General features: G+C 43.6%; 18 protein-coding genes. 8 read left to right on the top strand and 10 right to left on the bottom strand.

Annotation, left to right across the window (positions count from 1 at the left end):
* The coding region (gene xrtO / locus F6K38_RS19845) for an exosortase O (protein ID WP_287357211.1) at nucleotides 1-1,375 on the bottom strand (1,375 nt) is incomplete at its 3' end.
* 598 nt (nucleotides 1,376-1,973) lie between these two features.
* Between xrtO and F6K38_RS19840 the strand changes: the two genes are divergently transcribed.
* The 3 genes from F6K38_RS19840 (at nucleotide 1,974) to F6K38_RS19830 (ending at nucleotide 4,240) form a co-directional block, all read left to right on the top strand.
* Nucleotides 1,974-2,756, top strand: coding sequence for a DUF3598 family protein (locus F6K38_RS19840; RefSeq protein WP_287357209.1), 783 nt, complete (start codon nucleotides 1,974-1,976; stop codon nucleotides 2,754-2,756).
* Between the two features lie 381 nt (nucleotides 2,757-3,137).
* Nucleotides 3,138-3,869 (top strand): DUF3598 family protein, encoded by a 732-nt coding sequence (locus F6K38_RS19835; RefSeq protein ID WP_008181574.1) that lies wholly within the window; start codon nucleotides 3,138-3,140, stop codon nucleotides 3,867-3,869.
* Nucleotides 3,870-4,030: 161 nt separating this feature from the next.
* Complete coding sequence (locus tag F6K38_RS19830; RefSeq protein ID WP_154659718.1) at nucleotides 4,031-4,240, top strand: hypothetical protein; 210 nt, start codon at nucleotides 4,031-4,033, stop codon at nucleotides 4,238-4,240.
* Here the strand turns inward: F6K38_RS19830 and F6K38_RS19825 are convergent.
* The 3 genes from F6K38_RS19825 to F6K38_RS19815 all read right to left on the bottom strand — a co-directional run bounded on the left by F6K38_RS19825 (nucleotide 4,202) and on the right by F6K38_RS19815 (nucleotide 7,673).
* Nucleotides 4,202-5,086, bottom strand: coding sequence for a hypothetical protein (locus F6K38_RS19825; protein ID WP_008181576.1), 885 nt, complete (start codon nucleotides 5,084-5,086; stop codon nucleotides 4,202-4,204). The two genes, F6K38_RS19830 and F6K38_RS19825, sit on opposite strands and share 39 nt — an antisense overlap.
* Before the next feature lie 24 nt (nucleotides 5,087-5,110).
* The gene (locus F6K38_RS19820) at nucleotides 5,111-5,299 is read right to left on the bottom strand and encodes a hypothetical protein (RefSeq protein ID WP_131826882.1); all 189 of its coding nucleotides are present in this window, start codon (nucleotides 5,297-5,299) and stop codon (nucleotides 5,111-5,113) included.
* 325 nt (nucleotides 5,300-5,624) lie between these two features.
* Complete coding sequence (locus F6K38_RS19815) at nucleotides 5,625-7,673, bottom strand: ABC1 kinase family protein (protein WP_287265704.1); 2,049 nt, start codon at nucleotides 7,671-7,673, stop codon at nucleotides 5,625-5,627.
* Between the two features lie 497 nt (nucleotides 7,674-8,170).
* On the opposite strand from F6K38_RS19815, the gene recN reads away from it, so the two are divergent.
* The gene (gene recN / locus F6K38_RS19810; protein WP_287252817.1) at nucleotides 8,171-9,997 is read left to right on the top strand and encodes a DNA repair protein RecN; all 1,827 of its coding nucleotides are present in this window, start codon (nucleotides 8,171-8,173) and stop codon (nucleotides 9,995-9,997) included.
* Between the two features lie 466 nt (nucleotides 9,998-10,463).
* Nucleotides 10,464-13,049: a GAF domain-containing protein gene (locus F6K38_RS19805; RefSeq protein WP_008181579.1), complete on the top strand. Its 2,586-nt coding sequence runs from the start codon at nucleotides 10,464-10,466 to the stop codon at nucleotides 13,047-13,049.
* 145 nt (nucleotides 13,050-13,194) lie between these two features.
* Here the strand turns inward: F6K38_RS19805 and F6K38_RS19800 are convergent, their stop codons facing one another.
* The 3 genes from F6K38_RS19800 to F6K38_RS19790 all read right to left on the bottom strand — a co-directional run bounded on the left by F6K38_RS19800 (nucleotide 13,195) and on the right by F6K38_RS19790 (nucleotide 16,323).
* Nucleotides 13,195-13,659: a hypothetical protein gene (locus F6K38_RS19800; protein WP_008181580.1), complete on the bottom strand. Its 465-nt coding sequence runs from the start codon at nucleotides 13,657-13,659 to the stop codon at nucleotides 13,195-13,197.
* A gap of 997 nt (nucleotides 13,660-14,656) precedes the next feature.
* A complete protein-coding gene (locus F6K38_RS19795; RefSeq protein ID WP_008181581.1) occupies nucleotides 14,657-15,754 on the bottom strand; it encodes an RNA-guided endonuclease InsQ/TnpB family protein in 1,098 nt (365 codons plus the stop codon).
* A complete protein-coding gene (locus F6K38_RS19790) occupies nucleotides 15,727-16,323 on the bottom strand; it encodes an IS607 family transposase (RefSeq protein WP_287256744.1) in 597 nt (198 codons plus the stop codon). The genes F6K38_RS19795 and F6K38_RS19790 overlap by 28 nt, the downstream gene beginning before the upstream one ends.
* A gap of 335 nt (nucleotides 16,324-16,658) precedes the next feature.
* Between F6K38_RS19790 and F6K38_RS19785 the strand changes: the two genes are divergently transcribed.
* Nucleotides 16,659-16,940, top strand: coding sequence for a helix-turn-helix domain-containing protein (locus F6K38_RS19785; protein WP_008181583.1), 282 nt, complete (start codon nucleotides 16,659-16,661; stop codon nucleotides 16,938-16,940).
* An 841-nt stretch (nucleotides 16,941-17,781) separates the two neighbouring features.
* On the opposite strand, the gene hisB is transcribed toward F6K38_RS19785, so the two are convergent.
* Both hisB and fabI read right to left on the bottom strand, forming a co-directional pair.
* A complete protein-coding gene (gene hisB / locus F6K38_RS19780; RefSeq protein WP_287265705.1) occupies nucleotides 17,782-18,444 on the bottom strand; it encodes an imidazoleglycerol-phosphate dehydratase HisB in 663 nt (220 codons plus the stop codon).
* 298 nt (nucleotides 18,445-18,742) lie between these two features.
* Nucleotides 18,743-19,519 (bottom strand): enoyl-ACP reductase FabI, encoded by a 777-nt coding sequence (gene fabI / locus F6K38_RS19775; RefSeq protein WP_008181587.1) that lies wholly within the window; start codon nucleotides 19,517-19,519, stop codon nucleotides 18,743-18,745.
* 629 nt (nucleotides 19,520-20,148) lie between these two features.
* On the opposite strand from fabI, the gene ntcA reads away from it, so the two are divergent.
* The gene (ntcA, locus tag F6K38_RS19770) at nucleotides 20,149-20,826 is read left to right on the top strand and encodes a global nitrogen regulator NtcA (protein ID WP_008181591.1); all 678 of its coding nucleotides are present in this window, start codon (nucleotides 20,149-20,151) and stop codon (nucleotides 20,824-20,826) included.
* A gap of 3 nt (nucleotides 20,827-20,829) precedes the next feature.
* Here ntcA and F6K38_RS19765 read toward each other — a convergent pair whose 3' ends face one another.
* On the bottom strand, nucleotides 20,830-21,888 hold the full coding sequence (locus F6K38_RS19765; protein WP_229414399.1) for a GGDEF domain-containing protein: 1,059 nt from the start codon (nucleotides 21,886-21,888) through the stop codon (nucleotides 20,830-20,832).
* 1,229 nt (nucleotides 21,889-23,117) lie between these two features.
* Here F6K38_RS19765 and F6K38_RS19760 point away from each other — a divergent pair.
* On the top strand, nucleotides 23,118-23,285 hold the full coding sequence (locus tag F6K38_RS19760; RefSeq protein ID WP_154659719.1) for a hypothetical protein: 168 nt from the start codon (nucleotides 23,118-23,120) through the stop codon (nucleotides 23,283-23,285).
* Nucleotides 23,286-23,447 lie beyond the last annotated feature (162 nt).

Below are 23,447 nucleotides of genomic sequence, written 5' to 3'. Positions count from 1 at the left end.
GATTATCAAAAAATCGTTGTTCAGCTTCCGTTAGAGGTAAGGGTTCAGATACCAGTTGCTGGGGTAATTGAATCGATGCGATGGCATTTACCTTCTCTTGAATTGGCTGAATTTGACCTACCAGCCCTAGAGCGATAACTACAATCAGCAGCCAAGTGATACTCTTAGACTTTTGCTGAAACTGATAGCTGACACCAGTCTTAACTAGAGCAGTAGCCTGGGGATATCCGTTTTGTTTGTTTAGCCGCCACTGACTATCCTTTAGTGCCAGACCGGAATTAGACGAATATCCTAAATTTCCGTTTCGATGGGGGTTTCCTTTCTTCAAACTTCCTTGTTTCTTATCCTTACCCAAGTGCCCCCTAAATCCCCCAATTCTGGGGGACTTTGACATCATTACCCCCCAAAATTGGGGGGCAGGGGGGCGAAATCCACTTAACCCCGTAAGTCCTTGTTTCTTATCTTTACCCAGCAATGACAAATCCCTAAACACAGTTGTGGCCAACATCAAACCCCCGGAATTCTGAGGAACGGTTTGCAGCAGCATCCAACTGAAGGCACAAGCCAAGATAAAACCAATCAGTCCTAGCGGTAGATGTAGCACTTCAGCAACTTGTTGCTGTTGCCAGACTTCTATAATCATGACTAACAGCAGCACCCGGATTGTATTAGCGATCGCTAGCAGCACAAGATTTGCAGTGCAAACCAGTAACCAACGTATCCCTAGCTGACGACGTTCTAACCAAGTAGCTGCCAGTAAAAACAAAGTCCCTGTCCACAAACTTTTCAGACCACTACAGGGCAAATCTACCTGAGCAATCCCGTTTTCCATGACAATAATGTCGTGGGAGGAGATAGCTACAATGTGCCAAGCTGACAGCATCTGTTCCACAGCATGAGCAGTGATCACCCTTACTGGAAAACCCAAACCACTGTTAAACTCAGTGCTGAAAGGGACAACACAGGCAACTAAAATTGCAGCAGGTAACCCTTTACGCCAAAGGGATGGTGAGATAAACAAACCCCATAACCCGTAGCTACCCAGTAGGAATAGGAGTAAGTTGAGTTGTGGGATATACACCAACCACCTGAATGCGATCGCACTAATCCCAGACCCTAACATTAGCAACAGGGGATAGAGTCTTAAGGTGGGAGTTGCTGACACAGTTATAATTAAGCGATCGCGCCATAGCTGTACCAAACAAGCCATGAGCACAACACCGATTAGCATCATATTTAGCAGTGATGCATACTTAAATGACTCAAATAGCCATTGCAGTGCCCAGATATTCCCCAAAAGCCAAGCCACTACCAGCACGATGGTGCTGGCGAGGTTTTGACCTCTGGGGGGATCTGAATTCATCCCAGCTGTCATAACAAGTTTCTCCTTCAGAGAAATAAAGTGTGCTAAAAAGGACTATCTATCGGGAGCTGTCACTTATGCAGAGCATTTGTAAAAAAGCTATAGCCCCCTCATGGGTTTTAGCTTCCTGTAATCGTACATATAGCGTTTCTAGGATTTATGAGGTACGCTTCTCAACCTCAAAGTCCCCCTTTATAAGGGGGATTTAGGGGGATCTCTTTGTACCTCATGGCATAGATAATTGCTATAGTTCATAGGTTCTGCAAACTTGACCTGATCCCTATCTACCTAATCGAACACAGTTATTTATTGGTAATTTGTAGTTAGTAATTGCTTATTTGGAATTGCTAATTATTAATTGGTAAAGGTTTCCACAATTATCCATAACTCTTTTATAATTACCGTTTACCCTACGCTAATTTATCCAGAGTTAACCCAGTAGCCCTTCAAATTACCAACCATTATAGAAGCAATTTAATAAAACAGTATAAAAACCGGATATCTAGGGATCCTAAATAAATTGTGAGAATTTTTGCTCCCTGTTCCCTGTTCCCAGATCCGCTGTTCCCTGTTCCCTTTTGTTTTTGTAATAAAACTTCACACAATCCCCATGAATCAGACATTTGAACAGTTAAAGCAGCATAACTGGACTAATTTTATGACCCATCATTTACGGAATTGGTATGGGTCTTGGACAATTTATTCCCCTGAAGGTGAAGTGATGGAATCCTTTGTCGGTAGTCGATGCTCTATTAGTGATTCTGAACAAACTCACATTAACCAAACTAACGTATATATGTATGACAATGGAACTGAAGAGGAGAAGGTTTACCAGAATACTCCCAATAGTTTAATCAATGGTTTAGCTGAACAAACCGATCAAGCATCCTTTATGTATATGTTTGATCAAGGATCGGCTATTTGGACGGTAAATCGATTTGAACCAGGAGAGTTATTTGCAGTAGAGTTCTGGTTTAGATATCAAGAATTACGTCATAGTCTGCTAGTAATGTATAACTCAGATGGGGAATTAACTAAAACAGTCAGTGTCCGAGAGGAGGATTTGCAAAAGCCCTGTGATCATTGGACACTTAACCCATATTTAATCCCCGATCGAGATATCCTTAATGGGGAAGAAGGATTAGCAATTACCCTTACCCCAGTCACTCAACTATCTCAGCCAACACCAACTCATTTAGCTTGGGAATATCCAGACTATCAAACCTTTTATTATCCAGATGGGATATCATTAAGTTATCCCCCCAAACTAAAACCAGAAATGTCTTTCGTTGTGATTGGAGATTGGCAAGTTAATCCTGACATTAGACAACAACTGCTAGTTGACTATAATTCATCCGGTGAGTTATCCGGTTTAACCTTAAAGAGTAATTAATCAGAGATGGGGAGATGGGGCATAGTTTGATTAAGGGTAATTATACAGACATTACCTAACACATTAATAATGTAACATATAAAAACCTATACTACCGATTTTTGGTGTTAAAGTCGAATATAAAATAAGTAAAATAACAGTTTTGATTGATAGCCAAAATTAAACTATATAACAACTATATAAGTAGTGATGATACAGCCTTTATTATAGATATGAGGTACACATAATTTTTTCAGTCTTGCTTCTTACCTTTTGCCTCTTGCCTCTTGCCTCTTGCCTCTTGCCTCTTGCCTGCTCCCTGCTCCCTGCTCCCTACTCCCTAAAAACCATAAATTTGTACCTCAACCAATTTCAAACTGCTATATATAACAGAATAAACCTATGGATCGAAAACTCCAAAATTGGAAGAAGTTCTGTCGATATTATTCAGGAGACTTCTATGGGATTTGGACTAGATACTCAACCACAGGAGACGTCATAGAATCTTGGCGCTGTATTAGAAGCTTTCGTCCCACAGCAGATTGTCGTGAAATACATCACCAAAATCACTATACTTATGCTAATGGCAAGACGGAGACAAAAACCTTTAAACCCTACAAGCAACCTATCACAACCGGCTTGTTTTTAGACAATGGCTTTTCCTGGGGTTCAACCACAGTAAAATCCGGCTCCACGTTTTTTTCCGATATATGTTTAAGATATGAAAATAGTCGTGCTACTGCGATTGCCAAATACGATGAAAGTGGCAGCTTAAAACGCTTTACTGTCTTTCCGGAACACCTAGGACATTTCGTGAATGTGCCTGCTCTACCTCCCGCCCATGAAATTAGTAGCGACTGGCAAGGAACAGTGCAAACAATAACCCCGGACTGGCAAATTTCAGGCCCAGTAGTAACCTCATGGCAACCGTTAGACGATTTAGCTGAAGATTACCTGAGGTTACACTTTACCAACCGTATTGCAATCAGTTGTCCGGCACAGGTAGAGAGTGGAAAAGCGTTTTTTGTGGCAGTGGATTGGCTGGTTAACCAGACTTTATTGCAACGAGGCACTCGCCACTATGATCGATCGGGCTTTACCAGTTTTACCGTAGAAGTATTTACGATTCAGTAATATCATGTCCGGTTGAATACTTATACTTTGGGGAAAGCAAGGCAGAGGGCAGAAGGCACCCACCCCTAACCCCTCCCAGGAGGGGAAAGGCAGAAGTAAAGGAGTAAGGTTTCAAGGATAATGGTGTTTTATAAATAATTATCCGAACATGATATAAAACTATGATAAAAGATATATTTAAAGATACTCTTAAGCTCCCAAAACTACTTCTTACCGATTACCGATTACCGATTACCGATTACCGATTACCGATTCCCGATTACCGATTCCCGATTCCCGATTCCCGATTCCCGATTCCCGATTCCCGATTTAACACTAATGAACTAGTTAAGTCAGCCCGGTACTCTAACTTCATAGTTTACGGTTCCTAGCCAGGACATCCCAGGTATTTGGTATGGCTTAAATAGTAAACCATCTAAGTTGCCATACTTGACTATATGCTTGATAAAATGTTGAGAACCTTTAAAAATATCAACACTATTAGGTATAGAGTTATCTTCTGAACCTAAATTTAGAGGTAATTTAGCTAAATCCTTGATAGACTTTAACGACTCATAGGCTGAAGAAAACTGGATATAAGTAGAAATAGCGCTACGCATTTTTGAATCAAGTCCAGCTGGATTCTTAAGTTTATCTTCTTGAATAACTGCGCCAAAACGCTTTTTAATAAACGTCCTAACATTTTCTGAGTAGGACTTAGAATTATACTGATAAATCGCCTGAGTAATGGAAGATTGCTTACGAGAGTTAATCATTTCTCCTACTACGTAAGCTGCAATATCCGCAGTATAATCAGAATCTCTGGCTAACCTATCCAAAGCTTCCTCGACACTGTTAACATCTATGTTGTCATTGGGGTCTCGATAGGCCACAATCGCCGAACCAATATCTCCAGCCCATGAGGTATGGTCACCAGTCCAGCTAGTAAAATCTGACCATTGGAATCCAGGCTGATCAATTTGATCAGAAAGGGAACCGATAAAATGACCAAAGTCGGTAATTTCACCACTTAATACCAATTCATTGATATTGAGTTTTCCTTCAAATTCATCTCGAATATACTCTTGGTGATACCCCGTAGCTGTACTCCATAATCTACTAGTATATGCCTTCTTAGTGTACCCACGCAAATGATTAACAATTTCATAAGCCGATTTACCAGGGTTATCACGTTCAATTTTCTCGATGAATTCCAATGCTTCTTGTAGTTTAGACATAGGTTTAAACTAGATTAATCCCTCTTAGTCATACTGTAACCTACGTCTTGAATTTGTTAGATTCCGGATTTGTTGGGCAGATTTAGGTTGAATGGTTGTTCGCGTAGCGTGGCCGTTCGCGTAGCGTGGCCAAAAGGCCAAAAGGCCAAGGTTGTTTGGTTGTTCGCGTAGCGTGGCCGTTCGCGTAGCGTGGCCAAAAGGCCAAAAGGCCAAGGTTGTTTGGTTGAACGCGATGGACAAAGTCCCGCTTTCAGCGATCGCGTGGCCTTTTGGCCAAGGTTGTCAGGTTGTTTGGTTGTCAGGTTGAAGGTTGGATGGTTGAAAGTTTGGAAGTTTAATAACCTGTAACCTGTAACCTGTAACCTGTAACCTGTAACCTGTAACCTGTAAGCTTCAACTGCGTCACCTGTAACCTGTAACCTTCAACCTTCAACCTTCAACCTTCAACCTCTAACCTTCAACCTTCAACCTTCAACCTTCAACCTCTAACCTTCAACCTTCAACCTCTAACCGCATTTCCAAATAAAATTTCTATAATCTATCGCATCGCAGCAGCAGGGGGCAAAACTAAGTTAGGGTTTGAGCCCTGGCCATGACCGTTAGCGGTGCCATTGTCAGGATTATCCTGGAGTAAAGCATCCCGAATCATCCGAGCAATTACTCGCTGTGCTAAACCACCAGCAATTTTTTGTCCCATTTCCTGGGTCTCCTGTTTGATCAACATTTGAGGAATAACTGGCAACAATTGCATTAGGTCAAAACCAGGAGTGTCTTGTAAAATTTTCCAAATCCGCTGGATATTCTCAGTAGTTTCGGGTTGATCTTCTGGCTTCTTGTCTTGATTATCTTTATTATTTATTTCTAAGCCTAGACGTTCCTGCAAGGCATAACTGACGTTATCCAATGTCCGTCTTCCAAAGCTATCGATCGCCTTGACAATTTCATTGACCAACTGCTCCCGGATGAAAGCTCCTCGATCTGAAAAAATAAAGTCTAGGGTCTGATCTAAGACTTGGTTGATATCATAATCTGGAGAATTTCCAGCATTGCGCAACAGGTTTTCCAGACGGTTCCAACGGAAACCGCCATCCTTAAACAGTAAATCCTTCAAGGATGCCCGTAATTCCGGTGATGGATCTGTCAATAAGCGCTTGGCTACATAAGGATAGGCTTTACTGAGTACTTTGAAATCTGGCTCAACATTCATGGCAATCCCTTCTAAGGTGACTAGGGAGCGAATAATCAGGGCGTAGTAAGCGGGTACCCGGAAGGGATACTCATACATCAAAGCTGATAACTGGTCAGTGATACTCTTAAAGTTGAGTTCTGCCACACTGGCTCCCAAGGCGTTGTTAAAAACCTTGCCTAGGGCAGGAATAATCGGTGTCAGGTCTGTATCTGGGGTGAGAAACTCCAGCTTCACGTAGTCCTTCGCCAAACCAGGGAAGTCACGATTGACCAGATGGACAACAGCTTCAATCAAACCATAGCGCTGATACTTCTTGACTTGGCTCATCATCCCAAAGTCAATATAAGCCAGCTTGCCGTCAGAAGTGGCTAACAGGTTTCCAGGGTGAGGGTCAGCGTGAAAGAATCCGTATTCCAGTAGCTGTCGCAAGGAACAGTTTACCCCAACTTCAATCAAGTGCTTGGCATCAATGCCTTTAGCCTTGATTGTCTCCATATCCGTCAGCTTACTACCCGTTACCCATTCCATAGTCAGGACACGACGCCCGGTGTAGTCCCAGTAAATTCGGGGAACATAAATTTCCGGTAGTTTGCCGTAAAGCTTGGCAAAGCGTTCAGCATTGCGCCCTTCATGCTGATAGTCCATCTCTTCAAAGATCCGGGCACCAAACTCATCCATGATGGCAACCAAGTCACTGCGCACCCGCTTGACATTGCTTTGTACCCACTGTGCCAGACGGCGTAGAATGTAAATATCTAGGGTAATTTTATTTGCCAATCCTGGTCGCTGTACCTTGACCGCAACAGTTTCCCCAGTTTTGAGTTTGCCCTTATAGACCTGTCCTAAGGAAGCCGCTGCCACAGGCTTTTCAGTCAGTTCAGCGAAAATATTTTCCGGGCGATCGCCTAATTCTTCCTCAATAAATTTATAAGCCACCTCATTCTCAAAGGCTGGGAGTTGGTCTTGTAGCAGCGTCAACTCATCCAAGAAAACTTGTGGGACTAAATCCGGTCGTGTGGAAAGAGCTTGTCCGATTTTAATGTAGGCTGGTCCTAGGTCGGTTAAAATTTCCCGCAGCTGAATCGCTCTGCGCTGGTTCTCGGTAACATCCCGACCCCGAAACCGATCCCACCACAGACCTAGAGCAAACGATATAAATGACGAAATGATGGTAAAAGACCGCCCTAGAACTGACAGGTATGCGTTCTGGTACTGGGCTGCGATCGCTGACGGGTCGTAGCGTGGTTTGTCTGTTTCCAAGACAGAGGATCCCGTTGTCGAGCTCAACTCTTCCTCAACTGTGATCTGAGTTCCCGACACTGGTACCACTGACTTGTCCGCATCAGCCTGTGAGTCTAGTGCTTGAACAGAAGTTGGGGAAACTGTTTTAGGATTCATAAGAAGATATTTCCGACGGACAAACAGAAGCGATTCTGTAAACTATTGTAACAAAAGGGGGATATCATTAAAACTTAATAAAGGTTCGGCAATCTTCATACCAAAATGGTGGAATAACCCATTCCTGGGTAAGAATACGTAAGCCATCAGCTATCAGCCATCAGCTAGCCATTAGCTATTAGCCAAAGGCCACGCTACTGTTCGCGCAGCGTGCCCGTAGCGCAATCGGTGCTTTTAGGTGCAACCCGTGGCAAATTTAATTCTTAATGGTAAGAGCGCACCTTTGAATAAAATAAGCTGACGGCTGACGGCTGACGGCTGACTGCTTAAAGGAATACTGATTTTTAGTGGACACTTGACGATAAACTGAATGGTGAACGGTCAACGATTACTAGAGTTAACCCTTAGACTTCAATTGGGTATTAGGGTGTGACTTTTTCTAAATTGTTACAAAATGTGTTTACTATCACAATTTTCCCAACAGTGAATTTTGCTCAATGTTAGTTTATTTGCGAATTCACAACTTTGCCTTAATTGACCACCTAGAAGTGGAATTCGGTGCTGGCCTAAATGTGTTGACTGGGGAAACCGGTGCGGGTAAGTCCATTATTTTGGATGCCATTGATATTGCCCTGGGGGGAAAAGTAACCAATCGGCTGATTCGCACAGGGACTAAACGGGCTTTGCTAGAAGCCACCTTCTCGGTAGATAACCCCTTGATTGCCTGGTTGAGTGAGCAAGAAATTGACTTACTTGATCAAGCCGATTTAGTCTGTAGCCGAGAGATTACCGCAACAGAAAAAGGCATGCGATCGCGTTCTCGGGTCAATGGCACGATAGTTAATCGGCAACTGATGGAGGGACTGCGTGAGCGCTTGGTAGAAATTACTGCTCAGGGTCAAACCATACAGCTAATTATGCCAGCACGCCAACGAGGGCTACTCGACCTTTACGGCGGTTCCCTTGTGATCCAACAGCGAGATCGAGTTGGATCTGCGTATATAGCTTGTCAAGAGGCCAAGAAAGCTCTAGAGACACAGCAAAAGTCTCAGCAAGAACGCCTACAACGTCTGGACTGGTTAGAGTATCAAATTCAAGACCTCAGTGCTGCCAACCTTAGCGCTCCTGACGAACTTGAACAGCTTGAACGTGAACACCAGCGTCTGAACCATGTTGTGGAACTCCAACAGAGGAGTTACCAAGTCTATCAAGCACTTTACCATAATGATCAGGGGACTTTAGCTAGTGCTGACTTATTGGGTCAAGCGGAAAGTACCTTACAGGATATGGTAGACTATGATAGTCAATTGCAACCTCTACTAGACTTAGTCAGTGGAGCATTGGCTCAAGTGGTGGAAGCTGCCCATCAGATTAATGCCTATGGAGATGGACTAGAGACTGATCCGGAACGTCTCCAAGTGGTGGAGGAAAGAATTGGGGTTCTTAAACAAATTTGCCGCAAATATGGACCAACCCTTGCTGAGGCAATCGCTCACTATGAGAGCCTACAGGCAGAACTGGAAGAATTAGGCAGTGAAGGTGCATCTCTAGAACAATTAGAGAGAAATTACGCATTGAGTCAGGAAAACGTGACCGATGAATGTGATCAACTGACCAAATTGCGCTATAGGGCTGGGTCAGAACTGGAAAAACAGCTGGTTAACCAGTTAAAGCCCTTGGCTATGGAGAAGGTAAAGTTTACAGTGGAAATCAGCCCCATTGTCCCCACGGCAGCTGGTGCTGATCAAGTCACCTTTTACTTCTCTCCCAACCCCGGAGAACCCTTGCAACCTCTTGCTAAGACGGCTTCCGGTGGAGAAATGAGTCGATTTTTACTGGCACTGAAAGCCTGTTTTTCCAGCAGTAACCAGCCAGGAACAACCTTAATTTTTGATGAAATTGATGCTGGGGTGTCTGGTCGGGTAGCAGGAGCGATCGCAGAACGACTCTACCAACTCAGTCAACGCCACCAAGTTCTTTGTGTGACTCACCAACCGTTAATTGCTGCGATGGCAGACCAACATTTTAGGGTGGATAAACAGGTGATTGCTCAACCGATTTCTAGCATTTTGAAACAACCATCTTCCCCTCAAGTTAACCGCTCTGGCAGGACTCAAGTAGTTACCCAAATCCCGGAATCTGGAATGCCCGAGCTTCGAACTGTAGTAAGGATTAGTCTCCTGAATCATCCCCAAAAGCGGCAGGAAGAAATCGCTCAGTTAGCTGGTGGACAGTCGGCTCAAGACGCTATGAATTTTGCGGCTTCCTTGTTGTCCCAAGCTGCTAGCTGGCGTAAGACATGCACAGTGGGAAGACAGGACTAAGGCCAAAGGCGTTGCGTCAGTCTTTGAATGAATAGGAGATTAGTGGGCATCCTGCCCGCCCCAAAAGATCGCCGAACAGGCAAGATGCCTATTCTACAAAACTCTTAAAATCATTCCATTATTAAGCAACGCCAGGCCAAACAGCTAAATGTTAAAAATTGTGAGGTTGTGATGCATTAGTTTAATAGTTGGATCGCAATTGATTAATTAAGCTACTGACAAATTAATCTAGAATGCACTATAATCCAGTCAGGCCATATTTAACTCTCAATCAGAAAAAATCTACTCAGCGGCCAGCATAGAAGGTGCTCTCTAGGTAATCAACAGATTAGCCTTAAACTCAGATCAATTCGGTTAACTGGCTCTGACGAGTCAATAAGTATCAATGTAAGAGTAAATAAGTATCAAAAACACGCCATCATTAGACCGCTTCAGCAAAACCAAAGCTTTAGCGCAGGATAATTCTATGGTAGCTGCATCTGTTGATCAACACAATTCAAATCAGGTGGAAAAGGGGAGCATATCTGAGGCAAATTCCTCAGCAGCCGGTTCGCTAGTTGCGGCGGGACAAGGGATATCTAACTTTCTGGCACCTTTAAACCGGAAAAGTTTAAAACAAGTAGTCCCAAGTGTAGAGAAGGCACTCCAGATCGTCAATCAAACCCTGTCGATGCTGGAAGCTCTACTGGAAAACCAAGATTTTGAGAAGGTTCTCCAGGAGATTTTGACTGCGATTACTATCAAGACGGCAGAGTTAATGAATGCCGACCGAGTAACAATATTTTTTCTGGATGAAGACAAGAAGGAACTTTGGTCGGTAGTGGCAAAGGGAGAGGGAAACAACACCTTAGGAGAACTGCGATTTCCAGCTGATCAGGGCATTGTTGGTGAAGTAGCTACTTTCAAACGGGTGGTTAACGTTCCCTACGATTTTTATGATGACTCTCGTTCTAACACTGCCAAAAAGTCTGACAAAAAAACTGGATATCGCACCTATACCCTGCTAGCATTGCCCCTGTTGAATCGACAGGGAGATTTAGTTGCCGTAGTCCAATTACTGAATAAGGTCAAAAATTCCTATAGACAGAACGCTTCCTTAAAGGAAAAAATTGATCAACAGGGCTTTACTGACGAAGATCAAAAACTGTTTAAGGATTTTGCCCCTTCGATGCGGCTGGTTCTAGAATCTTCGAAGTCGTTGTACCGAGCTACCCAGAGACAAAGAGCAGCAACAGCACTGATCAAAGCTACAGAATCCCTCAATCTCAGCAGTTTGGATCTAGACGAAACCCTCAAGCGGGTGATGGATGAGGCGAAAACGCTGATGAAAGCCGACCGTAGTACCCTGTGGCTCATTGACCGAGAACGTAATGAACTGTGGGCGCAAATTCCCCAAGCGGATGGTTCCTCCCAAGAAATCCGGATCCTAATGGGGGTTGGCTTTGCCGGCAAGGTAGCTCAAACAGGTGAAGCTCTAAATATTCCTTTTGACCTATATGATCATCCCAATTCATACAATTCCAAAAAAGTTGATCAGGAATCTGGTTATCGCACCTGTAGCCTCTTGTGTATGCCAGTGTATAACTCCAATCAAGAGTTAATAGGTGTCACCCAACTAGTCAACAAGAAAAAGACCGGTGACTTTGAGCCCTACAATCCGAATGATTGGCCTAAAGCTCCCGAATGCTGGCAAGCAAGTTTTAATCGCATTGATGAAGAATACATGAAAGCCTTCAATATTCAAGCTGGGGTAGCCATACAGCGAGCGAAACTTTTTGCCACCATCAAACAGCAGGAACAAATTCAGCGGGATATGCTGCGCAGTCTCAGTAATGGGGTTATTTCCACCGATAAAACCGGTAAGATTATCGCTACCAATGAAAGTGCCAAGAAATTGCTGGGGTATTACCCTGGAGACAGATTGGAGGGGTTATCGGTTAGTCAGTTGATTAACATCAAAGGGGGAAATTTTGCTCAATGGCTCCAGAACGCTTTAACTGCCAAGACAGAAAAAGACAGCCGTCAGTACTACCCCGACCAAACCCTGATCTCACAGGGGTTAGAATCAACCAAGCATTGTGTGAATCTCTCGATTAACTCTATTGCTGATGCCAGTGATCAAACCCATGTCTATGGTGCGTTGGTAGTCATGGATGACATTAGTGATGAAAAACGCCTCAAGACTACCATGTATCGCTACATGACCCAGGAGTTAGCAGAGGAATTACTTAAGCTCGATGACCATAAATTAGGAGGCGATCGCAAAGAGGTATCAGTTCTGTTCTCGGATATTCGTGGCTATACTGCTTTGAGCGAAAGTTTAAAGGCAGAAGAGGTCGTGGGTATGCTAAACGACTATTTTGAGTCGATGGTGGATGCAATTTTTGAATATAAAGGTACCCTCGACAAATACATTGGGGATGCGATTATGGCTGTTTTTGGTTCGCCCTTGCCCCAAGAGGATCATGCTTGGAGAGCAGTGCAAACAGCCTTAGAGATGCGCCAACGTCTCAAAGAGTTTAATCAGCAACGTGTTAAAGCTAATCGAAAACCTTTAAAGATCGGCATTGGCATCAACTCCGATAGCGTCATTAGTGGTAATATGGGTTCGACTAAACGAATGGAGTTTACCTCTATTGGTGATGGAGTCAATTTAGGTGCTCGCTTGGAAACGGCTAGCAAGCAATACGGTTGTGACATCCTAATTAGTGAAAATACTTACAGAGCCTGTGCTGACCAGATCTGGGCTAGGGAATTGGACAAGGTAATTGTTAAGGGCAAGACCAAGCCAGTATCCATTTATGAACTGGTGGGCCTAAAATCTGAACCGATTTCGGAGGACAAAGCACGAATCATTGAACATTACTACAAAGGCCGTCAGTATTACCTCCAGCGACAGTTCGCCCTCGCCATGGGTGAGTTTGGCACCATTCTACAAAAATATGACAAACATGACCAAGCGTCTGTATTGCACCTGAGCCGTTGTCAGCGTTTTCTTCAAGAACCTCCTAACGATGACTGGGATGGTGGCTGGAAGTTGTTAGAGAAATAGTCGTTAGTCCTTAGTGATTGGTCAAAGGATAATTGTTAAGACCATAGCGCCCATACAACAATGCCCATATCCCATACACTAGGCTTGAGCAACGGGTGCAAGCCTAAGTCTTGTTTCAATTAACTAAGGACTAATGGATTAACGATTAGAGAACCTTGTGAGTGTACTCATGCTGTTTTACATTATCTTCCTTAGTAACAACTCGCTGCATATTTAGCAACCGCTTGCGTTCTGTGGAAAAGTTGAAGTTATCAAACGTTGTGCCGAGGGGAATATGAGCGATCGCTTCTGGACAACTCTTGTAAGTGCGTGCAGCCGCGAGGGCTCGGTTAGTAAAATCATCGCAAAACTGAGCATCCTCTGGAAACTCAGCGGGTTTGACAAGGCTATCCCCTGAGATTACTTGACCTAGAGTTGTACCAAAAGCCACTGAGTAAGATGTAGGAACGCTTTTAAGCAGTGCTTCTAGGGAGGCTGAGGGGATGGGTTCAATAATTTGAACTTGATGAACTTCCCCCTCTTCTTTGATAAAGCAGGTGGCTAAGCCCACCACCAGGTAGTTATCGGTAGATAAATCGGGAGCATTAGCTAAGGGAGTTGCAGCGGTCATAAGACTATTTCAGTACAGGATTTGAAACCAAGTTGACACTCCCCCGTCTAAAGACGTGGGGATTCCTAGATCAGCGAACCACCTTAAACCGTCGTGTCTTCGGGAGAAGCAATACTTAACCAAATATCGGTAGAAAACTACCAAATACCCAGTTAATTCACGGCAGACCTAGAGGGCAGTTCTCCTTAGGCGTTCAGGTACTTTCTTGAGAGTGCCGACTCTTTTCCCCATGTTTCGGTGTGCCCCACCGTACACTACGGTGCAATCTGTGGCAAATTCAATTCGCCAACGGAAAGCGCACCGGTTTTTCTTGGAAAGTTTTCTGTTCTAGGTTCACACGTCAATTGTTGGTTGACGATTGGGTTTTTAGAGAGGATTTTCCCTACCCTCTGAGCATTACTACTTTCTAGGCGGTCAAACTTGGTTCCCTATTCCAGCTGTCCTAGCGGTTTTTCAGCCTGTACTCTATAATACTTTATTCTACACAGGCAAGGAGAAGATTAGGGAAGCTTACAATCTTTTTTTTTCACGGCGACTAAAGTCGCTCTCGAGCTTTCATCCACGCTCTGAAGAGGCGTGGTTTTCAGCTTGGTGACTCTCACATATAGCAGCAACCGAAGTATAGTTGAGGACAGAGTATTTTGGTTGAAAGGGAGCAGGGAGTAGGGACTAAGGCCGTAGGCCACGCGGGGCGCGTTCGGAGCAGAAATATGTCTTAAGCTTTACTTCGACTGTTATTAATCACGCGCCAAGATAAATCAAATCAATAGCTTTGGTGGCATTCTATCAGCAGAGCAGGTCAGCTGATACCTACCCGGTGCGCTTACAGTCGTTGAATTAAATTCGCGCTTAGGTGAGCGCCGTTTAATCCAACCGCCGCTGACCTAAGTCTTCTCTATTCTGCTGCTTTGTAAAACTGATATAACGCGGTATAATCAGCACGTTAACGTTTACTTCCTGCTTCTTCCAAAAACTTGGGTTGCGTGAGGGGTCGGCCCTACTCACTTACACAGGCTATCACCAAGAAGCCCTCGGCTAAATGCTGTAAATTCACACTTGCGTTGTAATCTCTGTCCTTGACGGCACCGCAAGCGAAGCAGCTAAAAACTCGTTGTGTTAGTGGCATTTCTTGATTGTTTCCACAACTAGAACAGGTTTTAGAGGATGGAAAAAACCGATCGGCAAACACTAATTCACAGCCGTACCATTCGGATTTATATTCCAGTTGGCGACGAATCTCATAGAAGGCAGAATCAGCAATAGCACCTGCTAGTTTATGATTTTTCAACATACCGGACACATTCAAGTCTTCTAACCCTATGACAGCGTGGTTCTTGCTAAGCCAGGAGGTTAATTTATCGATGGCATCTTTCCGGATGTTAGTGACTCGTTGGTACGTTTTGGCTAGTTTCAATCTGGCCTTATCCCTATTCTTAGAGCCTTTTTCTTTTCTAGCCAATTGTCGCTGAAGTAATGCTATCTTCTTTTGAGCCTTTTTGTACGCTCTAGGATTAGGAAATACAGTTCCATCTGAGCAAGTCGCGAGAACTTTTACCCCAACATCAACACCTAAATAGTCTCGGGTTTTAACTGTAGGTTCGGGGTCAAACTCATAAGCTACAGACAAATACCAAGAGTCCGCCACTCGACTGATGGTTATTCGTTTAGTCTGTATTTCAGGTAAAGCTTCATAAGTCCTAACCCATCCAATAAAGGGAAGCTTTAACCTTCTCCCTTCAAAAACCATAACCTTACCGCAGTTATCAATGGTAAAGCGATCATTTCGTCCTTTTTTCTTAAATTTAGGATGTTGAGCCGTACCTTTAAAAAAGCGCTTGAATGCTTCACCTAAGTGCAGAAAAGCAAACTGATAAACTCTTGAACTTAGGGTAGACTGCCAGGGATAATCAGGCTTGATGTGATTGGTATAAAACTTTTTGAGCTTGTTAGTTGACAGTTTTAGTCCCTCTTTATAAGCGGAGTTCCACATCCGAAGTGCCCAATTCCAAATCCATCTTGAATAACCGGCGTGTTGAGCCATTAAGGTTTTCTGTTTGTTATTCAGTTTTAACTTGGTTTTGAAGGCTCTTTGCATAATTCGGGATCATTATTCAACAGAGTCTTGTATTTTCTTAGTCCATACAATCGACTTGAAAAACAGTGAAGAATTGCCAGGATATCTTCTACCATTTCTGCTTGTGGTGAAAGTTCTTTTTCATTGAGAACAATCAACTCACACTTATTTTGTTCACAAAGCCAGTTAAACAAATCAAAACCAAATCGAGCCAGCCTATCTTTATGAGCAACAACTACTCGACTGACTTCACCTTTAAGAATTTGACTGAGAAGTGCTAGTAGTTTTTTTCGCTTAAAGTTTAATCCTCCACCAACTTCTTTAATAGTTCTGGCTTCTGGGTATAAAGCTTGCAATTGGGCCACTTGCCTGTTTAAATCTGGCTTCTGAGCATGACTAGAAACTCGACAATAAAGCACTGTTTCTTTTTTGACACTGAAGGAGTGAGTATAGGATTCTACATCATATCTCCGTTGTCCTGATGGTGTTTTAATTGCTTGGATAATTCCGGCCTTTTCCCATCTAGCTAAAGTCCTGACGTTAACGCCTAGTAACTCAGAAGCTTCTTTAGGTTTAAGATACTTGGTCACCTGACTAACTTTGACAACATACTTATAGTAGCGTGTTGTGCCGTAAAATGTCAACTAAGTTTTGTCTCTAAGTATTTTAGTTGAGTGATGGCTTTTTGGGATTAAAGCAACCGATCCATCAGCCAAGCAGGAACCATATTTGACTGGATGTGGATGACGTATAACGGATTGAGCTGTTATTTGTAGATTTAAGGATGGCTGGGGTAAATAACTTGGAACCGTTATGATTAGGTTTCAAAAAGCAAAAGCAGCTTTTGGCTACCTGCCATTATGTGTTTTTGTTTGTTTATACCGTTGATGATATGGCGTTGGACAATATTATATAGTAAACTATAATGCTACGTGAACATCATGACATAACACTACTAAAGTTGCGCCAGCAAGTTGGCTTAACTCAGCGAGAACTTGCTGAGGCTCTTGGAGTAACCCAAAAAACCATTTCCATTTGGGAAAGGGGTAAAATGCAGCCTAAGCTCTCCTTTTGGCAGACTAAGTTAATGATGGAAAAGCTCAACTGCACCCTTGATCAGCTAATCATTGCCACTGAGCTGAAACACCAGAATCATAATGAAATTAAATCAACCAAAATTAGACCACATAATCCCAGATTTTTCTAAAACTCAAGGGTGCAATCTTGGACTTTGGCTAGGTCTGAATGATGCACCTTGGGGGGCTGGCTGCCTAGAATTGGTTGGTTAGCGTCAGCACTAGGGCACTAGTCGTTTGAATCTATGAGGATTAGCACAATCCTGGTGCCCTTTGGTAAATCCTCGTTTGGAATATAGCTGAGTCAAAACCATCATTCAATCTCCTTGGGGACTCCCGTTATACCCGTGTTAAGCAGCGTCTGGCACTGCCAGTAAGGGTTAGCGGGTTAGAAGTTACCGTAAGATCGGGTCGCCTTTATGGGTGATGCTCGCCCATAGCCGCTCCGCGAAAGGTCTTGCATAAAATAAAAGGGTTAAGTCTTTTGTAATCAGGCGACCCGATCTAAGGCGCGCGTCTCCGGGGAATTGGAGACGGAAACTCTTGCGATTATTGATAATTTTTACTAGTAGATAGAGATAATTAATCAACTATAAAGTGCCGATTTGCGCGCCAGCTGAAAAGCCTCACGGTGCCCTTGACCCGTAATTAAATTCGCCACGGGTCAAGGGCACCGCTGCTAGAAGCGTAAGCCAAAAGACAAGTAAAATCAATGATTTGATCTCAGAGTGTAGAGGCTATTTGGCGCGCGCCAGTAAGGATTTATGTTCTTAGGAATCTCTCGCTATAATATTTGATTTAGCGACGAGAGTAGTCAATTCGTTACCAAAACTGTTACGAGGACTATGCCCACAGTTAGCGTACTCTACGATCAAATGTAGTTAATGCTCCTTAGACCAGTCTAAAAGCTGTGGAACTCTTAGTCCCATGGCTTTTTGTTTGTTATCAACTTTTAGGATTTCCGGATAGCTTTTACAAAACCCCCTTAGAGCTTGGAATCATCCCTGCACGACGAGGATCAATTTCCACAGCCATGCGCATTGCTCTGGCCAATGCCTTGAATGTCGCTTCAATAATATGATGTGAATTGATGCCATCTAGTTGGCGGATATGTAGGGTGAGCTGACTATGGTTAACCAGTGCAACAAAAAACTCTCGCACCAGTTGGGTATCATAGGTTCCGACACGCTGGGTAGGAATTTCCAAGCCATAGCTTAAGTGAGGACGTCCAGAAAAATCTAGAGATACCAGAATCAATGCCTCATCTAGGGGAGCCAGGAAATTACCGAAGCGGAAAATTCCTTTGCGATCGCTTAATGCTTTTGCCAAGGCTTGCCCTAGGGTAATCCCAACATCTTCGTTAGTGTGGTGATCATCAATTTCTAGGTCTCCCTTTGCCTGCACCTCCAAGTCAATCAGTCCATGGGAAGAGATTTGATGCAGCATATGGTCTAAAAATGGGATGCCTGTATTAGCGGTGCAGATACCTGTACCATCTAAATTCAGTGACACTTGTACATCAGTTTCCCCAGTAGTACGCCTGACTGAAGCTGTTCGCGCCTTTAACGTAGACTCTTGAGTGTTGAGAATTATCGGTCCGCTCTCGATCTGCGTCCGGTTATTGCTTACTTGCATTACATCTTTGCTCCTGTCTAACTTAACTTCATCCGCTCAATTGCCTCACAACGAACATGGGCAGCATGAGTGTGAGATCAATTGCGGACAGGGTTTATATCGTTTATACTAGATATAGTAGGGAAGACAAATTAAGAGCTAACCGCCACCTACGTGCTTAAAAATAGAACTTATTGTATTGTTCCGGAGGGTCGGGGCATCCCGTGTCGTTAATAAAGTAACCCGTGTATCCTAAGCAATAGCTGGAGTTGGTAAGAAGCCCACACTGAACCGATAGGTCAGTGTGGGAGTATGTCACCTACATGCCCATTATTTCGTAACCAGCGTCTACATATAAAACCTGACCAGTGATGCCACTGGCTAAATCACTACACAAGAAAGCAGCTGCTTTACCCACTTCTTCCTGAGTAACCGTGCGGCGCAGTGGTGCTACTTTCTCTACATGATGAATCATATCCATTATCCCCCCAACTGCTGAAGAGGCTAAGGTCCGGATTGGCCCTGCGGAGATAGCATTGACCCGAATCGTTTGAGGTCCGAGTTCTGCTGCCAGGTAACGAACACTCATTTCCAGTGCTGCTTTAGCAACACCCATCACATTATAATTGGGAATTACTTTAACACCCCCCAGATAGCTGAGGGTGACAATGCTACCGCCATCAGTCATCAAGTGCTTCCAAGCCGCTGTTAGTCGATTGAGGGAGTAAGTGCTAATGTCTAAGGCTAGGGAAAACCCCTCACGGGATGTCTGACTAAACTCTCCCGATAGATCTTCTTTATTGGCAAAGGCTAAACAGTGAATCAGGATGTCCAGTCTGCCCCATTGTTTTGCGATCGCATCTGCAATCGCTTCAATTTGGGCATCGTTTCGGACATCACAGGGCATGATAATGCTAGGTTCGAGGGGCTCTACCAGGTCTCGAACTTTTTTCTCATAGCGACCTTTTTCGTCAGGCAAAAAGTTCACACCTAAATTTGCCCCCGCGTTGTGCAACTGTTGGGCGATCCCCCAAGCAATGGAGCGGTTGTTGGCGATGCCAGTGACAAAAGCATTTTTTCCGTTGAGATCGAGCATGGTTTTTAGGTTGAGTCGCGCTATGAGTCAGGGTTGAAGGTTACTTAGCCGTGTATGACAGCCCAGCTATTATATCCCTGAATGCAGCAACATTGAGTTTTTCAGCTCCATGTCTTGATGCAACGCTGACCTGTGGGGTTTCCCCACAGGTCAGCGTTGCATTGCTTTTGACCTTCAGGCTTACCTCCTGAGATTTTTGGTTTTTGGTAGCAATTTTTACAAAAAATTAGCTCAGATTGATATTAAGTAGTGGGAAATAAATTTGTCTATGCCACGATGATTGCTACGAATTGCCGCTTCTACCTGACGGGGTTAAGGGAAAATCAAGTCAAGAGCTTGCTAAGATATAGACTAGCAGTTAATACTGTTGGCCTGTTGGCAAATTAGCTCAAAACTTGCCCGGTGCCCTTGACCTAGGCAAATTAAATTGGCCACCGGTCCCACCGCCGAAATTGATGGGCAAGGGGAATTGGAAACGGTTGTAGCAGTTCACAACAAACTCAATAAAACTGTTTAAAATCCGCTAAAATAGCCTAAATATACCAGATTAATGAGGTAATCCGTGGCTTAAAATCCCCGGAAGTCTCTTAAATGTAAATAGATAGGGGCATTTGTACAAAGAAATAGATATGGATAGGGTTGTGACGCAGGATACACCACTAGCGGCTGTGTTTCGTCAGATTGGTAGAGGAGCGTTTCCACCAGTCGTAGAAACCTATGAGCGAGGTAAGACGATTTTCTTCCCAGGAGATCCAGCTGAACGGGTTTACTTTTTGCTAAAAGGTGCTGTAAAACTTTCTAGAGTATACGAAGTAGGGGAAGAAATTACTGTAGCACTGCTGCGAGAAAATACGGTTTTCGGTGTTCTGTCTCTGATTACTGGTCACCAATCTGATCGGTTCTACCATGCAGTTGCCTTTACAACTGTAGAGTTACTCTCTTCCCCGATTGACCAGGTCGAAAAAGCACTGAAGGAAAACCCGGAATTATCAATGTTGATGTTACGGGGGCTATCGTCTCGGATATTACAGACGGAAATGATGATCGAAACCCTAGCTCATCGGGATATGGAGTCTCGATTGGTTAGTTTTCTATTAATTCTCTGCCGTGACTTTGGCATACCCTGTGGGGATGGGATTACCATTGAACTGAAGTTGTCCCATCAAGCGATCGCAGAAGCTATCGGTTCGACTCGGGTTACTGTCACCCGTCTACTGGGAGACCTACGGGAAAAAGACATGATTTCGATTCACAAGAAAAAAATTACTGTCCACAAGCCAGTGGTTTTGAGTCAGCAATTTACGTGAAAATTAGCGATTGCAACAACAATACACCTGATTGCGACCATTAGATTTAGCGATCCGTAGGTTCTGGTCAGCAGATCGCAGTAGGCTTTCCCCTCTATGGTCGTCCGTATTGTTAAGGGCAGCAACACCCAAGCTAATGGTAATTGGGAGCACCAATCTTCTATCAATCTGAAACGGTTGATCGCTAATAATATGTCGCACTCGGTTAGCCACTGCTCGGGCTTCTTCACAGTCAGTGTGACTAAGAATGATCACAAACTCTTCTCCACCATAACGAAAGAGGGAATCTTGAATACGTAGGTTATGTTTGAGACGACTTGCCAGTAGCTTGAGAGCGCGATCGCCTACCGGATGTCCGTAGTTGTCGTTGATGGACTTGAAATAGTCTACATCTAGGATAATCAGACTCAGGGGCCTTGATTGACTAAACGCATTTTTGACTTGTCGGGGTAACTCCGATTCCATTGCCCGACGATTGCTCAATTCTGTCAAGGGATCAACCAATGCTATCCTTGATAGGAAATCATTAGTGTGCATTGCTTCCCGGTATAGTCGCACTCCTCGTAACCCTGCCTGAATTTGTGCCTTAAGCAACCGATTTTCTGCTACAGCTATGGCTGAGTCTTGATTACTGATTGAACTGATCCGTAAGTAGGCATCTGCACCGTTTTCTAGGGCTTGAGCACATTCTCTTAACTCCCAGTTTGGGTCTAGTCCCATTGCTGTAATCGCTATTTCGGGCAAGTCATTGATCAAAATGCAGTATATCCAACCGAGCAGCTTTTGTTCTTTAATTTGACGACATAGTTGTAAACTAGCCACCTGGGTTGCCTGCAAAATTAAAATAGCGGGTTGTCTAGTCTTGATGTGTTGTATGACATCATCAAGTTCCAAAGATACCTCGAAAGTGCTAGACCTTATATAGCAAGTCCGCTTCACAAATGTAGTGATAAACTGTTTATTTCCTACCACTAATATAGAAGCATTTATAGAAGCATCGTTTTTATTTATAGTTAGCTCTACAGAGCTAATACATTCACCCGGAATTAATAATCTTAACACTGCTACTTCTTCAAGAAAGTATTAGCTAATACGTTTTGCTCTAAATTCACCAGTAGACATCTCCAGAAACTCGGTTTTGACCCAGGCAGTGCAAGGGTTTGAGGTTAATTTTTGGAGATGTCTAGTATATGGGATTGGCTATGGAATAGATTGATGCTAGATAACTAGATAAATTGATCCTATTGCTGACTATCGTTTAGGAGCTCAAGTACAGTTGGATCAGTTACCAATTCCCCATTGCCGATTCCCCTCCCCGATATGGATTGTGAATCACGAGCTGTGGAACTTTTGATAAATTAGGTGATCTTATAACAATCATTTCTAAACTAGATTACTGTATATAGCAATTATAAATAGGTTGTGAACTATCAAGAGGCCAGGATGCCAATAATACCATGATTTTGGGTTTCTAGATTTTCACAACTCGTTTATAATTGTTATATCGTTTTTAGCTTAACGAGTTTTGTTGAATATAAACCTGAATAACAACAAAAATTAGTTTAATCCCCGATGAATCCAAAGCCAACTTAGGCACATCTTAGGCACATCTTAGGCACATAGTTAATTAGGGGTTACTCAGCAGAAGCTGAGCACAGGGATTATTCTATTTATACTTTCCTCTAATACTCTCTTGTTTTTATCACAAGTGGCAGTAGCAATTTCCTGGTATCCGGGTAATTTTTCTAAATCTTTATCGAACATGGTGAAAACACCTAACTGTTCAACTAAGTGAGAGCATTATTATTCCCACTAACCTCTATATCAAGTCAGGTTGAATACCCATAATTAGAGGGAGGGTGGGGAGACTGACAAGGGTAGGTTTTTTACTTTGGAGATAGGTAATCGGTAATGGGTAATGGCTAATCGGTAATGGCTAATCGGTAATGGGGACCGGTCCCCTAACCCCCTCACAGGGGTAGGTTTTTTACATTAGGGTCAAACATGGGGCGACCCAGAGGGAGAGGAAAAGGAAAACAACTTAGGTGCGCTTTCCGCATCTAATTATTAAATTCGCCACGGGTCGCACCTGAAGAAGGGATGCAGCTTCGGAACTGGGGGTTTCCCCCGGAGACGCGCGCCTTAGACAGGGGAGCCTTTATGGTTGGTAGGCTATGCAGATGCATGGTTAAAACTTGAGGCGCGACCCCGTAATTTAATTCTTCACGCGGAAAGCGCGCCTCCATTGATTAAGGGGCGTTGCTTAATAATCAAATGATTTCAAGAGTTTTGTGGAACTGGCATCTTGGCTAGAACTGGCATCTTGGCTAGAACTGGCATCTTGGCTAGAACTGGCATCTTGGCTAGAACTGGCATCTTGGCTAGAACTGGCATCTTGCCAGTTTCCTCCTTATTTTCGCGCGGGCAGGATGCCCACTCTACTCCTATTCATTTCTTAATTCAGCAACGCCTTTTTTTATAACTGAATAATATCCAATTTAAATGCGCAACACCTAGTTAACTAATACTTAGTAAACTAGCACTATTTAACCAAAACAATATAAATGTAAGCATTCAGCCGTCAGCCGTCAGCCGTCAGCCGTCAGCCGTCAGCCGTCAGC

The sequence above is a fragment of the Moorena sp. SIO3B2 genome, assembly GCF_010692525.1.
Classification (GTDB): Bacteria; Cyanobacteriota; Cyanobacteriia; order Cyanobacteriales; family Coleofasciculaceae; genus Moorena; species Moorena producens.
This window is presented reverse-complemented; position numbering and strand designations above follow the sequence as displayed.